This is a genomic window from Roseivirga seohaensis subsp. aquiponti, assembly GCF_001267955.1.
GTDB classification, from domain to species: Bacteria; Bacteroidota; Bacteroidia; order Cytophagales; family Cyclobacteriaceae; genus Roseivirga; species Roseivirga seohaensis.
The window spans coordinates 267,349-284,375 of the sequence record NZ_JSVA01000010.1; the positions used below are offsets into that span (position 1 = coordinate 267,349).

General features: G+C 40.9%; 12 protein-coding genes. 5 read left to right on the plus strand and 7 right to left on the minus strand.

What is annotated here, in order from left to right; all coding sequences use genetic code 11:
- Positions 1-15 precede the first annotated feature (15 nt).
- The 4 genes from OB69_RS10715 to OB69_RS10735 are packed head-to-tail and all read right to left on the minus strand — an operon-like array spanning position 16 to position 6,222.
- On the minus strand, positions 16-996 hold the full coding sequence (locus tag OB69_RS10715) for a hypothetical protein (RefSeq protein ID WP_053223721.1): 981 nt from the start codon (positions 994-996) through the stop codon (positions 16-18).
- Complete coding sequence (locus tag OB69_RS10720) at positions 989-4,243, minus strand: hypothetical protein (RefSeq protein ID WP_157608548.1); 3,255 nt, start codon at positions 4,241-4,243, stop codon at positions 989-991. The genes OB69_RS10715 and OB69_RS10720 overlap by 8 nt, the downstream gene beginning before the upstream one ends.
- 1 nt (position 4,244) lies before the next feature.
- A complete protein-coding gene (locus OB69_RS18475) occupies positions 4,245-4,877 on the minus strand; it encodes a condensin complex protein MksE (RefSeq protein WP_053223723.1) in 633 nt (210 codons plus the stop codon).
- A complete protein-coding gene (locus tag OB69_RS10735; protein ID WP_053223724.1) occupies positions 4,864-6,222 on the minus strand; it encodes a hypothetical protein in 1,359 nt (452 codons plus the stop codon). Before OB69_RS10735 ends, OB69_RS18475 begins: the two co-directional genes overlap by 14 nt.
- A gap of 364 nt (positions 6,223-6,586) precedes the next feature.
- Between OB69_RS10735 and OB69_RS10740 the strand changes: the two genes are divergently transcribed.
- Both OB69_RS10740 and OB69_RS10745 read left to right on the plus strand, forming a co-directional pair.
- Positions 6,587-6,835 (plus strand): hypothetical protein, encoded by a 249-nt coding sequence (locus OB69_RS10740; RefSeq protein ID WP_053223725.1) that lies wholly within the window; start codon positions 6,587-6,589, stop codon positions 6,833-6,835.
- A 135-nt stretch (positions 6,836-6,970) separates the two neighbouring features.
- Complete coding sequence (locus tag OB69_RS10745; RefSeq protein WP_053223852.1) at positions 6,971-8,233, plus strand: replication-associated recombination protein A; 1,263 nt, start codon at positions 6,971-6,973, stop codon at positions 8,231-8,233.
- A gap of 161 nt (positions 8,234-8,394) precedes the next feature.
- Here OB69_RS10745 and OB69_RS10750 read toward each other — a convergent pair whose 3' ends face one another.
- Genes OB69_RS10750 through OB69_RS10760 form a run of 3 tightly spaced genes read right to left on the minus strand, consistent with a single transcriptional unit; the run spans position 8,395 to position 9,928 of the window.
- Positions 8,395-9,171 (minus strand): SGNH/GDSL hydrolase family protein, encoded by a 777-nt coding sequence (locus tag OB69_RS10750; RefSeq protein WP_053223726.1) that lies wholly within the window; start codon positions 9,169-9,171, stop codon positions 8,395-8,397.
- Positions 9,172-9,174: 3 nt separating this feature from the next.
- Positions 9,175-9,432 (minus strand): hypothetical protein, encoded by a 258-nt coding sequence (locus OB69_RS10755; protein ID WP_053223727.1) that lies wholly within the window; start codon positions 9,430-9,432, stop codon positions 9,175-9,177.
- Entirely contained in the window at positions 9,419-9,928 is a 510-nt protein-coding gene (locus tag OB69_RS10760; protein ID WP_053223728.1) for a DUF4494 domain-containing protein, read from the minus strand. The genes OB69_RS10755 and OB69_RS10760 overlap by 14 nt, the downstream gene beginning before the upstream one ends.
- 186 nt (positions 9,929-10,114) lie before the next feature.
- Between OB69_RS10760 and OB69_RS10765 the strand changes: the two genes are divergently transcribed.
- From OB69_RS10765 to OB69_RS10775, 3 genes are all read left to right on the plus strand, one after another.
- Positions 10,115-11,281, plus strand: coding sequence for a THUMP domain-containing class I SAM-dependent RNA methyltransferase (locus OB69_RS10765; protein WP_053223729.1), 1,167 nt, complete (start codon positions 10,115-10,117; stop codon positions 11,279-11,281).
- The gene (locus OB69_RS10770; RefSeq protein WP_157608549.1) at positions 11,282-13,468 is read left to right on the plus strand and encodes a patatin-like phospholipase family protein; all 2,187 of its coding nucleotides are present in this window, start codon (positions 11,282-11,284) and stop codon (positions 13,466-13,468) included.
- A gap of 138 nt (positions 13,469-13,606) precedes the next feature.
- A complete protein-coding gene (locus tag OB69_RS10775; RefSeq protein WP_053223731.1) occupies positions 13,607-16,987 on the plus strand; it encodes a methylmalonyl-CoA mutase family protein in 3,381 nt (1,126 codons plus the stop codon).
- Positions 16,988-17,027 lie beyond the last annotated feature (40 nt).

The following is a 17,027-nucleotide window of genomic DNA, read 5'->3' on the forward strand; positions in this document are numbered from 1 at the left end:
TGTAGAATTTTTCAATTATAAATTTGGCTGGACTTCGTTGTGTAATATTATCTCTAATAACCCACTCGCTTCCTCCTCAATCCATTGATCTTTGCTGATCAGTTCTTCTATGAGTTGGATATGCTCCGGTTGAAAATCGGTAATCTCTAGTCCTGAAAGTGGTTGTTTATGATTCCAAAAGCTATTGTGATCAGGGGAATCTACTGGTAATCGATCTATAGTGTTAGGAGGCATTAATAGCGAAAGACTTACTCCTTTTTTCTCCAATTTGGTCTTAATATCTATGAAGATCTTCAGACCGTGGTAGTCCCAATCACAGGAGTAATAAATGGGTAAACGTAGCTTTTCATCGGGAATATCTTCGATAATTCGGGTGTTGTTTCCGCCTACATACCAAAGCTCTACATTGTTCTCTTTGGCTGGCCAAGGGTCTTTCAGGTAATTGATGTTTTCGCATAGAACGATAAGAGCGGGCTGTAAGCAGTCTACCACAAAACGCCATTGCAGATTTTTGGGGTCTTTTTCGGGGAAGTCCTGAATGTCCAGAATTTTACAAACGGCTTTTTTTATGCTTTCCTGCTGTTCCAGGTACTTGGAGCCTTTGCCTTTAAATATATTGGTGGAGAAAGTCCGTTGGGTGGTGAGTTCTGCTTTGAGTGTATCCCTTTTGGCGGCTATAAACATTAAGGTGAGAATATCTTCTTCAGGATAGGGACGTCTGCCGTCATGTTCAAGTTGCTCTTGCTCAAAAAAGTCCTTGTATCGCTGGAAGTAAGGTAAGAGGTGCTCATTGAAAAAGGGATAGTAGTCTTTCTGCGCTTCAAGTATGTTTAGATTTCCTGGTTTGGGTTTGATGAATTTCTTACGGTTAATCAGATGCTCTATATAATCGTGCCCTCTTAGACTGCTCCTGGTTTTCCCCTTTTCATAAAGCTCATTCAACGCCTTGAGGTGACGCCATGTGAGTTTTCTATTATGGATATGGTCTTTATTCATAGTTTATATCGGCTTGACTCCAGATGGCCATAGGTGGAAAATTGACAGGATCGTCTTGGTCTGTATTTTTATGTAAGATGTATACATACTGCGCTCCATCTCTAAAACGGCCAACGGAGCCTACAGACATGGAAATAATCTGGTAGTCGTACTCTTCAGCAATGTCGTAAAGCAGGTCAAAATTCGAGCCCAGGCCTTCGGCTTCATCTATGGGCATAAAGCGCAAACCCGTTTTTTGACGTTCCTTTTCTTTCCGCCCTATTACCGATAAACGGGCAATACATAATAATGAGATAGCCGCATAGGTCTGTCCGGTGCTGCCAATGTTGGTTCTTCCAGTAGCCGACTTCATTGAAAAAGTAAGATCGTAATAGGAAGCGGGATCGAGAAGCCTTGGAATATCTGCTTTCACAGTTTTAGAACCGCCACAAGTATAAAAGGCTTTGACCATAACCTCTTCCAAGCTTCTTTCTAAGGCCAATTCATTGAAAAGATCTTTGCCGGAATTATCCGAAAAAAGGCTCGTTTGATTGTCTACATCATTTTTAAAAGTGTTAATCCATTCTTTGAGGTAGTTAGAAGAATGGGCTCTGTTTAGCCGCACCTGGTAACCGCCTGTGATCTGCTTTTCATCGGCAGTAAAAAAATTATCAATTCTCCGAGCAACGTTCAGTTGTTCGCCTACAGCAGCATCTACTTCATCTAAAATGGACTTTATTTTCTGAATTTTACGAGAGGTGATTTGACGGTTCTTTTCATTGATTTCATTGAGGTAGTGCTGAATTCGGTCTATAATATTTTGTTCCGTAACCGCCTGATCTCGTAGTGCCTCTGGTAAAAGGTTTTCTCCTAGCTCCATAAAATCGAAGTTGGTTCCGAATTTATATTGATCGCCTATTAAATAGGTGCTGATTATATGCTTGTAATGGGCTTGATAGTCTGTTTCTGCTGTATTGAATACTAACCGCTCTTTAATAGGTTCTTGTACATAATGGTACTCTCCTTCTTCAAGATTGGGCAATTGATCGCTGAATTTCAGCCAGGTTGTTTTAGAATCTTCCAACCCTTTGTCAGCTTCTTTAAAGTGGTTCGAAAGATCAACTATTTGGCGAGCATCAACTTTTTGTTGGTGACTCGCAATTTTGGAGCTTATAGTTTCTGTTTCCTCACTGTCAAAATCGTAATGTTCAATAGTCTCGGGTTCAAGAGTATACTCTTCCAGTATTTCATTGAATTGAGCTGTAGTATCGCCATTATCTTTCCATCTCTCATTGGGCTGTGTAGAAGTTTTGGCAGGGTTAGTCAACAATTCGAGAATGGCTTTAAGGCTTTTCTGCTTTTTCTCCCTCCATTCATTATCCATTAAAGCTTGCTGGTAGTCTTTATGTGCCTGTTCATAATCTTCGGTAATCCTCTTCTCGTCCTTAAGGCAGTGAAGTGATTTTTCAAATTCTTCCTGGCTCAGGTTAAGGCCATCAATCTCCCGTTCGGGAAGTTCCTTGTCTGGCTGTCGATAGGTTTCATATTCCTTTTTGGGGTTTTCTCTTTCCTCAAATAGCCTTTGCAAACTCTTTAGCTGCTCTGTTTCTTCCTGAAGCAAATCGATCTCGGAATCCAGTTTATCACTAAAAGCATTAAAGTAGGCTTTAATCTTTTCCTTATCTGTGGTATCAAAAATGCGCTGGGGAGTATAAGATACGAATTCCCGGATGCCATTTAAGTTCAGCCAAAATCCATCCTCTTCCGGATCTATTATGGAAAGTGCCTGGATAAATTCCTCAGGTGAGGGTAAAAATTGTCCGCGATCAACGGGTTTAACACGGGGTAATTTTTGAAAATGCACCAGGGCACTTTCTTCTTCCCGGCTAAGTGCTCTCTCTTGATGCAAAGCCCAATATCCCAAAGATTCGGGGTTGGTAAGGTTGGCATAACCTTTAAGTGTATTTTTTAGCTTTAGTTCTGCTGTTAACTTTTCCAGTTTGGCCTGAATTGCGATTACAAATTCTTTATAAGTTTCCGGCCATTGGTTTTCTTTAAAATAGGTTTGCAAACCTATAGCGGTAAGGTTGTTCTGAATGGCTTTAATGATGTGGTTCTGATGGCGTAAGGCACGGTTTTGTTCGTAGTGTTTTTGAAGGGATTGTGCGTTGCAATTTAGCTTTACGAGCAGATTTTGAGCCTTTTTCAGCGAATTATGTTCTGGTACAAGATCATCATAAGCCATTTTTGCCCGGTCGGTTTGGTCTGCTGTTCCTTGAGAGGCTTCGCTGATCTTGTCATTTTCTGTGGTGGCCCAGTTTTCCACCTGCATTAAGTACTGGGAGGCTTGGCGATAATCCGATATACTTTCCTTCAGTTTCTCCAGAAGTGTGTTTCGGTTTTGGTACTTGTACAAGAGGTCTTGTTTAAGCCAGGTTCTTTGCGTTTCGTCTCGCTTATCTTTCTTTTGCTTTAGCTCAGCATAGTCTTTTTGTTTCCGTGTAACGCGATCAATTTCCTGTCTGTTTCTGCCATATTCCCCCATTTCCGATTCAAAATCTTTCACGGCTTCTTTGAACTTCTTGTGAATTCTTTTGGCTTCACTATCTCCAAACAGAAAGTTTTTTAAGCTGCTACTTTTGTTAGTTTCAAGTGTTTTGCCTCTTGAAAAGGATTGGATGATCTGGGCAAAGTCCTTTAGGGTTTTATCATTCTCGGCCAAATTGAGCGGCAGGAGATTGTTATTGTAAAGGATCTCGTGATAGCTCTTTAATCTTTGCCAAGATTCGCAGATAAGGCCTTCATTTTCCAAATGTTCTTTTAAAACATCCAGCGGAAGAATTTCTTCATTCTTTGAGAAATGTTGGGTTTCAAGAGGCTTTGCAAAGGAAGTTAATTGCTCAAAATTGTATCCGCTTTGTACAATGAAGGCTTCCGTATGACTTCCGGTAGATTCTATATAGACTCCCAGGCCAATGAACTGACTCTGTTTCACTTCTACATTCAAAAAGGCGTAGCCCATATCGGTGCCTCTGCCTGTTGATTGCAAAACCATGCCAGCCGGTTTACGTTCGTCCGTACCCTTAGTGGCCGATTCGAATGCGGCTGAACCTACAAAGATGAGTTGTAACAAGTCACTGATCATGCTTTTTCCCGTTCCGCTATCCCCAATAAAATCGGTTCTTAAAGGGTGAAACCGATAGTTAAAATCCTGGTGATGGATGAGTCCCAGAGTGGATAAACTGTACAGACGAGGGAATTCTTTCATATCATAGAGGAGTATTGGTCTTCAGCCACTCTTCCAGGCCGTTGATGTAGTCTGCGTAAATTTTATGGATACGCTGAAAAGCGGGCCAGGTGTCAAAGGTGTCGTCATCTAATGTAATCCAACCAATTTTAGAGAATTCCCTAAGTGCATCAGAAATGATCTTATCCAGCGCATCATCATTCATTCGCGTGGGATTGGTGCGCTTGGCTTTTGCAAGGGTGCGGTAAAGGCCGGGTTTAAGGTCTTCATATTCCAGTCGGATCAAGCGCTGAAGTTGCCTTACGGAATGGAGTTCCACATATCCGTCTATAAAGACAATTTTGTAGAGCATAAAGGCTACAATGACATACTCATTGGGCATAAAATACCGGTGTTCTGCATCAATATTGCCTCTGGATCCAGAGCCGAAGTTGAGGAAATAATACTTTTCGGAAGACTCGCCTCCATGATCGAGAAATACCTGATAAAACTCCTGATAATAGTCTTTTAAGGAATCTTCATGCTTTTCCAAAAAACGAAACCAATCGGATTGGGTAACTACATTTTGGATAAACACACCTTCTTTTAAGGCATAGTCCAACCGGGCAAAAAGCTCAGGGGCTTCGGGATCGGAGAAAAAGTCAAACTGCTTCATGCTGCTTCTTTTGGATCAACATTTTCCGAATCTGTAAAGGCTTATTTCCCTGATTTTCAGTCATTCCCTCATCAAAGTACAATTGCCATCCATACAGGCTATGCTCCTGAAGCACCCGGTAAGCAAGGTCAATAGCCAATTCCAGGTTTTGATCGTTTTCATTTAAGGCTTTAAAAAAGTAGGGAGTGAACGAAATCTCAGGTGTTTGCTGCAGGTCTTTCTTGATTTGATTTAACCAGATGTCGACCTTGTTTTGTTGCTGAAACCGCTCCCTGGATCTTTGGTAGACTTTCTTTTTGTTTTCCTTATTTTCAGTGTACGTGTGTTTCCTTTTAGCGGTAGAAGGGAAAAGGTCTTTCTTACGCTCTACTATGGTAAACTTCGGCTTCTGCCTGTAAAAAATCCACTCTGGTACAGGATCGGGTAGCTGCAATACTTTTTTGGAATGTACCGTTTCCACTGTGCTGTATTCCAGTAGGTAAACCAAAAAATTTTCTATTCGGGTATTGAAGAGGGGTTTATTGAGATTGGTGAACAGTTGTTTGACCTTGGGTTGAATACGGTCTAAACGCTGGTCTACCATGCTCAACAGCTTTTTCATCTCCTGAATGAATTGTTGAACAGAAAATACCTTATCACTCAGCTCTTTATCATCAATGCGAATGGCTTTCTGTTCCAGCAATTGTTTGATGTGGTCTAATTCCCGAAAAGCAGCATTCAACTCTTTGTTTTGCTTCCGGATCAGGTCAAAACGTTCGCTGATTTCCTTGAGGTTTTCGAGTATAGAAGTATCGTCCTTTTTAATCTGGCTCTGTCTTATTTCGTGAACAGACTGATCAATTTGTCGTTCGAGATAGTCTATCTGATGTCTTAGCTGTGGCTTGAACGTATTAAACTTAATGTCCAGCCAGTCCTTAAGGACTGATTCTGTATCGCAAGCTTCTAAGTCCTTCTTTAGTTCTGTACATATTTTTTCTATTCGTGTCGGTTCAAAATTGCCATATAATGTTTCCGAAGCACGCTTGCAAAATTCACAACCATATTCCTTAAAGAAGTATGCCTGTCTGTCCTCATCATATCGTATAAAATAGTGTTGCAGATCTGATACAACGATATTGAAGTGATCGGTCTGTTTCCGGTGATCTGGCTCTTTGGCTCCAGGGTGCATTTTGTCCAAAGCTTCGTGAATGTCAGACTCTTTAAAAGTGCCGTCCCGAAATGCTCCATCAAGAATTTGCTGATACAACCAAGCTATAGCCAAGCCAACCTCTCTCTTGGGAAATAAAAGGTTATAATGGTTTTCTTTGTTGAGTTCTTTAAAGAAGTCAAAAGAAGTTTCATTCATGATTTAATAACAGACAATCGTTAAATTCGGCAGTAAACTTTATTCCCTAGGAGGCATGGTTTAGTAAAGTACTAAATCTATATAGATTATAATAATAAACGAGTTAAATTTATTGTCGTCTATGATCGACCCTGTGTTGACCTGTTTAAATTCTGAATGGTTTATGAGAGGCTACATGAAAATACCGTATTATACAAGTGACATAATTCTTAACATATTAGGTTAGAGAAAATCAGAAATATTAACATATTTATTTGATAATAGACATGAAGAGCTTATACTTTGCAGTCTGTTAAATCAAGGTGACTTGGGGTTTTGCTTATTTAGATTACCTTAACCAATTCCTCTTCAGTATCTTTGCGCTATGCGTTGCTCCTCAGGTAAAATTCAATACGATTCTCAGCACTTGGCCGAAAATGCCCTGATCGATCAGCATATCTATAAAGGCTTTGCAGAGCACCAAGGGCCACAGAATGTATATGAATGTCGTGACTGCGGTTATTGGCATATGACCTCTAAAAATGCGGAACGTTTGCCCCGCCTTCAAGAAATGATTGACTCTGGCGAAATGCGAAAAAAACAACAAGCCAGCCAGTGGGAGCGAAGGTTTTGATGCTCTTGATAAACTCTCCAAAAGTTTAGCTCGTAATAAAACCGACTTATATAGAACCATAGAAAATTGTTGAATAACTTTTGGCGAGTTGTCATCACTCTTCTCACATAACCTTCCTAATTTCGTTGCATGGAAATGTCTCAAAAACCCCTTGCCGAACGCATCCGTCCCCAAACTTTAGACGACCTGATTGGTCAAGAACATTTGGTAGGAAAAAACGGGGTGTTGCGCAGGGCCATAGAGTCGGGAGGAATTCCATCCATGATTCTATGGGGACCTCCTGGTGTGGGTAAAACCACCATCGCCAATATTATTGCGAATACGGTTAAAGCGCCTTTCATCCCTTTGAGTGCCATCAGTTCTGGCGTAAAAGAGATAAGAGAAGTAATTCAAAGAGCAAAATTTCAATCGAAAACCATTCTTTTTATTGACGAAATTCACCGCTTTAATAAGTCGCAGCAAGATGCCCTTTTGGGTGCGGTAGAAAAGGGAGATGTTACCTTGATTGGTGCTACCACAGAAAATCCTTCGTTTGAGGTTAACTCGGCCCTTTTGTCGCGATCGCAGGTGTACACGCTCAAAGCGCTCTCTAAAGAAGACCTGCTTCGTTTGGTGGAAAGCGCCATTCAGAAGGATAAGATTTTGAGTCAGAAAACTGTCCATTTAAAGGAAACCCAAGCACTGTTTAGTATTTCTGGTGGCGATGCCAGAAAGCTGCTAAACTTACTCGATTTGGTGGTGGAGAATCTTGGAGGAGAAGAAGTAGAGATAACGGATGACAAAGTAATCGACATTGCACAACAGCGAGTGGCCATTTACGATAAGTCGGGTGAACAACATTACGATATCATTTCCGCTTTCATTAAATCTATTCGCGGCAGCGACCCCAATGCTGCGGTGTATTATTTAGCGAGAATGATTGAAGGCGGTGAAGACATCAAGTTTATTGCCCGTAGGTTGGTCATATTGGCTTCGGAAGATATTGGCAATGCCAACCCAACGGCATTAGTAATTGCCACCAATGCATTTCAGGCGGTGAGTATGATCGGCTATCCTGAAGGTAGAATCATTTTGTCGCAGTGCGTTACTTATTTGGCGGCTTCCGCTAAAAGTAATGCAGCCTATATGGCCATAAATGAAGCCCAAGCTTTGGTGCGTCAAACGGGCGATTTACAAGTGCCATTGCCTATTCGTAATGCGCCTACCAAATTGATGAAGGAAGAGGGCTATGGCAAAGGCTACAAATACTCGCATGACTTCCCTGGCAACTTTGTAAACCAAGAATTTATGCCTGCCGAAATCAAAGGAACTAAACTGTACGACCCGGGTAAAAACCCACGCGAAGAAGAAATGCGCAAGCGCTTACAAGCCATGTGGAAAGAAAAGTATGGGTATTGAAGTAGTATTGAGTACCTAGTATTTAGATTTTGGACTTTGATATCCACAATTAATGGTCGGAACCCTCCAAAAGTTCTCTTTTATTGATTGAATGAAGCCATTAACTCCTGTTGATCTAGGAGCATCAACTTTTGGAGGGTTTTCTCAGAGTATAGTAGAAACTAAGCCTTGATTAGCGAATTCTGAACTACATAATTAGCGGTTTCCTTTGCCCAAACCTGATAGGTAAGTTTAGAGGGGTGAACGCCATCACTAAAGAAATCGGAAGTGGTCATGGACGGATCTATTTTATCGATCCAATTTTCAAAACTGATTTTCTGGGCATCGTAATAAACATTTTCATGTTTGGCGATGGTTTGCTCAAGCCTTTCGCCCATCATTTCAACCAAGTTCCCCATAGAAAACTTAATGAGGCTGGTAAAAGCAGGAAATAGCTTAATTGGGGGCATGCTGGTGAAGAGAATCGGAGTGTTTCCGAACTTTCTCTTCAAAGCAATAATCAAAGCATCAATATCTTTTGCCCACTGATTTGGGCTGTTGAAAGTAAACGAATCGTTTCCGCCAAGGCCAACCACGAGGAGGTCGGCTTCTGTTTCTTTAATTTTTGGGATTAACCTTTCCGTTACGCGCTTAGCAGTATAGCCGCTTTTCGCATATACCTTCCAGTTGATATTTGTATTGAGTTCAGTGGCCAAGTGATTGGCAAAAGTTCCGGTAAAGCCTTCTTCGTGCGTTTTCACACCCACCCCGGCAATGGTGCTTTCGCCAAGGGTAATGATTTTAAGTGGTTCGGAAGAAGGGAATGATGTGACTGTTCCTTCAGTACCTCTGGCTTCGGGTAAGGAAGGCACGCTGGCGCGTATTCTTTTGCCTTGAAAGTACATAATTGGCAACAGGGGAATGGTAATCAGTGCGCCCAAAATGTACTTGCTGTTCATCTTTTATCCTCTACATTCAGAAATGGCCTTCTCCAAAATACCGAGTACTTTGTCTTTGTTCATGCCAATCATTGAGGCAGGAAAACCCACTTCCAAATTAGAAATGCTTAGGCTTTCTTCGGCTTCAGAGTAATTGAAATCGAGCGAAATTCCATTTTTGGAAAGGTAACCGCTAATGCCTTGAAGTTCGATGCCCTGACTTTTCAATTTAGCCCTTAAGCATTCGAATGCTGCGGGATTTACTTGATCAAATTTCGTCATCTTCTTCGTCTTCTTCTGGTGAACCCTGAACTTCAGCAATAGGCTTAAAACCTTCTGGTACTTTTTGCTCTGCTGTATGATGGAAAATCTCCAAAACTGGCGATTCCTTCACTTCAGGAATGGTAAAGGTAACCAACATATTGTTCAAGCTTTCGCGAATACGTTCATAAGCTTGTTTTACATCGCTGGCGGTTACCATCATCAAGTTAGAAATCTTCTTTTCTTTACCTGAATCGGCATCTGCAGCCATGTATACTACTTTGCAATTAAAGAATGTATCAGCATCTGGGTATTCGAAAACATCGGTTACCCTACTTTTTGCTATGCCAGTTACTTGAAATTCGCCCATTACACGCTGGCCAATTTCTTCATAAATTTTAGCTTCGGCTTCGGTAAAAGAAAGGGCATCGGCCAAGTAAGTTTCGCTCACGCTTTTAGTGCGACCTTGCTCGTCTTCCTTCATATACTTCACCTTACAGGTAAACCAAGTCTTCATAATTCCATTCTTTAAATGAGGGGTCAAAAATACAATTGATATTGATGAAAACAGTAGAGATTTGGAATTTCTATCGAAGAAAATTGCCCAAGATTTAGATGTAATTACCTCTGGCTTATAAGTTTTATATCAGCTATCTTCTCGAAGTCGAATTTTTTGTTAAAAATTTCGGTACTTCACGCCAATATGAGTCAAGTATTCCCTTACCCCAGTCAAATTGTTGTTACTTGTTTTCCAAAACAAAGCCCTTGGCTTGCTCAAGAAATTGAAGCGCTAGGCTTTAAAATTGAAAGCCAGAGTATTACAGAAGTAGAAGTAAACGGCTTTATGGATGATTGTTTAAAGCTCAATATGTTTTTGCGTACTGCAGGGCGGGTGCTTTTTCAAATCAGAAGATTTAGGGCGAAAAATGCGGATGAGCTCTACAGAGAACTGTCCAAGATTCCTTGGGAAGAATATTTCGACACAGATGATTACTTTTCGATTACCTCTTATGTAAAGAATGACACCATTACAGATGATCGTTTTGCCAACCTAAGAGCGAAAGACGCTATTGCTGATCGGTTTGTGAAGAAAACAGGTAAGCGTCCAGACTCTGGCTCAGATAGAGATGGTGCTGTTGTTCATTTATACTGGAAAGAGGATAAAGTGCGTGTTTACTTCGATACTTCAGGGCAAACCATTGCCAAGCACGGTTATAGAAAAATACCAGGAAAGGCGCCAATGATTGAGTCTCTGGCGGCCTCGGCTATCATTGCCAGTAATTGGGATAGAAAGAGCACATTTGTAAATCCAATGTGTGGAAGTGGCACTTTAGCCATTGAAGCAGCTTTGCTAGCTACCAATACCGCCCCGGGTTTATTCCGCGAAAACTTCGGTTTTATGCATATTAACGGCTATAGCGAAGACTCATGGCAAGGTTATATACGTTTGGCAGAATTGCAGCGTAAAAATCAGCTCGACTTTAAAATTATTGCATCAGACTTGAGTAGTAGTGCGGTTACAGCCGCTAAAATGAATGCTCGAACCGCGGGTGTTGATCACTTAATAGATTTTCAGGTTTGTGATTTCAGAGAAACAGAAATTCCTGAAGAGCCTGGTGTAGTAATGTTCAACCCCGAATATGGAGAACGACTAGGGGCCGATAAAGACTTGGAAGAAATCTACTCTGCCATTGGCGACTTTTTCAAACAACAGTGTAAAGGGTACATGGGCTATGTGTTTACCGGAAATTTAGACTTGGCCAAACGAATAGGTTTACGTACCAAGAGAAGGGTAGAGTTTTACAATGCAAAAATCGACTCACGTTTGTTAGAGTATGAATTATATGCAGGAACACGTAAAGAAAAGTAATTGAAAATATTAAAGAAGATATGGTCTAGTTTTCCTGTGCAACTACTGGTTGTACATGTTAAATACAACCAATTTTTATTGGTGTACTGGTTCATTTTGTTTTCGTCAGTAGGAGGAAGTTTTGGCGAAAATTTAGGAATACCATATCTGTTTTTAGACCCTGTTTATTTAGATGAAGTTTCCATTTGGGGCTTTTTTATCATGGGTATAGCTGTGGCTGGATTTGGCATGGCCTTTAATATTACCAGCTATATTCTAGATGGGTTCAGGTTTCCTTTTTTGGGTACTTTACCCAAACCTTTGGCTCATTTTTGCATTAATAACTCCATAATTCCTTTTAGCTTTTTGGTGTTTTATGTGATTAAAATAATCCAGTTTCAACACGATACAGGAGGAGGAGCTGGTCAAGGAATTGCAATTAAAGTAGCTGGAGTGTTGTTGGGGTGTATTGCCTTTTTGATTTTCCTGTTTGCCTACTTCTTTAAAACCAATCGAGATATTTTTAAGGTATTGGGGATTAACCAGCAACTAAAAATAAAAAGAACCAACAGCCAAAAACTCAAAGCCTTTAGAAAATTGCAATCCTTGAGAAGAAGTAGGGTGAAGGTGAATTATTATTTGAGCCTCAATTTTAAATTTTATTCTACCAGACGTTTCGAGGAGTATTATGATAGAATGGCAATTTTAAGGGTTTTTCTTCAGAATCAACGAAATGCCATTATCATAGAATCACTGGTGCTTTTGATTATTTTTGGTCTGGGGCTTTTTCAAGACGTAGCCATTTTTCAAATACCAGCAGCAGCTTCTGGGGTACTTTTGCTTACAATGATTGTGATGCTTACCGGTGCTTTAAGCTTTTGGTTTAGGTCATGGATTATCAGTGGAATTGTAGGCGTATTTATACTGCTGAACATTGTGTTTGCTACGGATTTTCTTAGTTATCAGTATCCAGCTTATGGTCTAAATTATGAGAGTGCTCCGGCTGAATATAAGCTAGAAAATCTTCAAGAATATGCTTCTGAGCAAAATGTAGAGGCCTCTAAAGAATATATGCTTAAGGTGCTTGAAAATTGGAAAGCAAAGTTTAAGGAGGAAAAACCTAAAATGGTGTTGGTAACTGTGAGTGGTGGAGGGCAGCGTTCGGCATTATGGACTACCAATGTGCTACAACATGCCGATTCTGTATTTGAAGGTGAATTAATGAATAACACCTTTATGATTACTGGTGCTTCGGGAGGATTGTTTGGAGCCGCTTTTTACCGAGAATTAGCCTGGAAGAATTTGAATCCACAAGCCCATGAGCATTTGGTCGATATAAGTAAAGATGTGCTCAATCCCGTTATTTTCACCCTACTGGTAAACGACCTTTTCGTGAAGTTCAGAAGCTTTGAATACGGTGGGTTTAAGTATAAAAAAGAAAGGGGTTATGAGTTTGAACAGCGACTAAAATCTAACCTCCATGGCTTATTGGATCGGCCTATTTCTGCGTACCGAGTGCCAGAATATAATGCTGAAATTCCTTTGCTAATTGTAGGCTCAACCATTACAAATGATGGACGAAAATTGTATGTTTCTCCTCATCCAACCGCATTTTTTAATACAGGCGCGAACAAAGATCATTCGAAAATTCAAGGAGTAGACTTTAATTTGCTTTTGGCTCAACATCAGCCCGATAGCCTAAGGTTTTTAACTGCGTTGCGAATGAGTGCTACGTTTCCGTATTTTTCTCCTTCTATATCTTTGCCTACAACTCCCAAAATGAGTATTGCCGATGCTGGGATTTCCGATAATTACGGAATTTCTGATGCCACCACATTTCTGCATGTCTTTAAAGATTGGATCAAAGAGAATACTTCGGAAGTAGTGATGATTACCATCCGAGACTCAAGCAAAGAGCCTCCAGTGGAAGAAGATCATTCAAAGAACTTAGTTCAGAAATTTATTTCACCTATTCAAGGTGCAGTGAGAAGCTGGGATCAAATTCAGACCATTAAAAACGAACAGCGCTTCGATATGATTTCATCTGATTATGGAAGTCATTTAAGACGTGTGGAATTCGAATATCAAAATCAGAAGTCGAACCGCGCTTCTTTAAGTTGGCGATTAACAGACCGTGAAATCCAGAATATTCTGGATGGAATTAAAGACGACATCAACCAAAAAGCCTTGAAGGAACTAGAGAAGTGATGCTATTTCAGTTCTTGATAGATGTTTTACTCTATCATTTCATTTGCAAAGACACAGTTCTCCATTCCTCCTAACAACTGTTAGGAAACTCACGGCTTTTGCTTAAATTCGCAATCCAATAGCTTAGAACACCATTTTATGCAAGAAGTAGCACCATACAAACCCAAAAATAAAGTAAGATTAGTAACAGCCGCCTCCCTTTTCGATGGCCATGATGCCGCCATCAACATTATGCGGAGAATCATTCAAGCCACTGGCTGTGAGGTAATCCATTTGGGGCATGATAGAAGTGTAGAAGAAGTAGTGAATACTGCCATTCAAGAAGATGCTCAGGCGATTGCCATGACTTCTTACCAAGGTGGGCACGTGGAGTACTTTAAATACATGCACGATTTATTGAAGGAAAAAGGTGCTGGGCACATCAAGATTTTTGGTGGAGGTGGAGGTGTAATTCTGCCAGAAGAAATTAAAGAATTGATGGATTACGGCATTACCCGAATTTACTCTCCAGATGATGGACGTAAAATGGGTTTGCAAGGCATGATTAACGACATGGTGCAGCAGTGCGATTTTCCTACAGGAGAAAACCTGACAGATGAAGTAGATCATATCGTAGAAAAGAACATAAAGTCGATTGCGCGAATGATCTCTGCTGCGGAAAATTTCCCTGAAGAATCGAAAAGCGAAATGGACAAGGTGCACACCATGGCCGACAAGGTTGAAACGCCTATTCTTGGAATTACAGGAACAGGTGGCTCTGGAAAATCATCTTTGGTTGATGAATTAGTACGCAGGTTCTTAATGGACTTTGAAGATAAATCCATCGCTATTGTATCGGTAGATCCTTCGAAAAGGAAAACAGGCGGAGCACTTTTGGGCGATAGAATTCGAATGAATTCAATTAACAATTCTCGTGTTTATATGCGTTCGCTGGCCACTCGTCAATCGAATTTGGCACTTTCAAAGCACGTTCGCGAAGCGGTTCAAATCTTAAAAGCCGCTCAGTACGACCTTATCATTTTAGAAACTTCTGGTATTGGGCAATCAGATACCGAAATATTAGACCACTCTGATGTATCGCTTTATGTGATGACGCCAGAGTATGGAGCTGCAACACAGTTGGAAAAAATCGATATGCTCGATTTTGCCGATGTGATTGCCCTCAATAAATTCGACAAACGTGGTGCGTTAGATGCACTGCGTGATGTTAAAAAACAATTCCAGCGTAACCACGGACTGTGGTCTGCTAAGGTGGATGATATGCCAGTTTATGGCACCATCGCTTCGCAGTTCAACGACCCAGGAATGAACTCACTTTACCGTGTAATTATGGATAAAGTGGTAGAAAAAACTGGCGCTCAACTGGAATCTACCTTTGAGATTACCAACGAGATGTCGGAGAAGATCTTCGTGATTCCTCCACATAGAACGCGTTACCTTTCAGAAATTTCTGAGTCAAATCGTTCCTACGATGAGTGGGCGTTAAACCAAGCTGAAGTGGCCGATAAACTTTACGGTTTGCACACCTCAATGGAAACGCTTAAAAATTCGACTATTGCCGATCGCGACCGATTGATTAAAGGCTTACAAGAAACTTACGAAACCGTTAAATTAGATCTTGATCCAAGAAATTGGATTATGATTGAAGAGTGGGAAGCGAAAAAGAAAACCTATACCGACCCTGTTTACTCTTTCAAGGTTCGTGACAAAGAGATTAAAATCAAGACACATACGGAGTCGCTTTCTCACACGCAAGTGCCAAAAGTATCTTTGCCAAAATTCAGAAGTTGGGGAGATATTCTAAGATGGTCGTTGCAAGAGAATGTACCGGGCGAATTCCCTTATACTGCTGGTATCTATCCTTTCAAAAGAGAAGGCGAAGACCCAACCCGTATGTTTGCGGGTGAAGGCGGGCCAGAAAGGACTAACAGACGTTTTCACTATGTAAGTTTAGGAATGCCAGCAGCGCGCCTGTCTACGGCTTTCGATTCAGTAACACTCTACGGAAACGACCCAGGTTACCGACCAGATATTCATGGTAAAATTGGTAACTCTGGCGTAAGTATATGCTGCCTAGACGATGCTAAAAAACTGTATTCAGGCTTCAACTTGTCTGATCCAACCACATCTGTTTCAATGACCATCAATGGCCCTGCGCCAATGTTGCTTGGTTTCTTTATGAATGCCGCCATTGACCAACAATGTGAGATTTACATCAAGGAGAATGGATTGGAAGCTGAGGTTGAAGAAAAAATCAAAGCGATTTACAAAAAGAAAGGAGTGACGCGTCCACAATACCAAGGCGAGCTTCCTGAAGGAAATGATGGTTTGGGGCTGATGCTTTTGGGCGTTACAGGCGATCAGGTTTTGCCTGCCGATGTTTACCAAGAAATTAAAACCAGAACACTTTCAGTGGTGCGAGGTACGGTGCAGGCCGATATTTTAAAAGAAGACCAAGCGCAGAATACTTGTATTTTCTCTACTGAATTTGCCCTTCGTTTGATGGGTGATGTTCAACAATATTTCATCGATAAGAATGTAAGAAACTTCTATTCCGTATCCATTTCGGGTTACCATATTGCCGAAGCGGGCGCAAATCCAATTTCACAATTGGCCTTTACTTTGGCGAATGGCTTCACTTATGTAGAATATTACTTGAGCCGTGGAATGGACATTGATAAGTTCGGGCCGAACCTTTCTTTCTTCTTCTCGAATGGAATTGATCCTGAATATGCGGTGATTGGCCGTGTAGCCAGAAGAATTTGGGCGAAAGCCATGAAGCAGAAGTATGGGGCAAATGCCAGAGCGCAAATGCTGAAATACCATATTCAAACTTCAGGTCGTTCGTTGCATGCGCAAGAAATTGATTTCAATGATATCAGAACTACACTTCAGGCTTTGTATGCGATTTACGATAACTGTAACTCGCTGCATACCAATGCTTATGATGAGGCGATCACCACTCCAACCGAAGAGTCGGTGCGTAGAGCAATGGCGATTCAGTTGATCATTAATAAGGAACTAGGTTTAGCGACTAACGAAAATCCGCTTCAAGGGTCGTTCATTATTGAAGAACTGACCGAATTAGTAGAAGAGGCTGTTCTTTTAGAGTTCGATAGAATTACCGAGCGAGGGGGCGTTCTTGGTGCGATGGAAACCATGTACCAGCGAGGTAAAATTCAGGAAGAATCACTTTACTACGAAACGCTAAAGCATACGGGTGAATTCCCAATTATTGGGGTGAACACTTTCTTGAGCTCTAAAGGTTCGCCAACGGTATTGCCAAAAGAGGTGATTCGTGCTACGCCTGAAGAGAAAGAATATCAGATTAAAATGCTTGAGCAACTTCAAAAAGGAAATGCAGATAAAGCAGAAGAACTGATTAAGAAAATTCAAACGGCAGCAGTTCAGAATCAAAATATTTTTGAAGAATTGATGGAGGCTTGTAAGTATTGCTCACTTGGTCAAATTACTTCGGCATTATTTGAAGTAGGCGGCCAGTATAGAAGGAATATGTAATTGGAAGAATGGTTGATTAGTGAATTGGTCATTTGCCAGG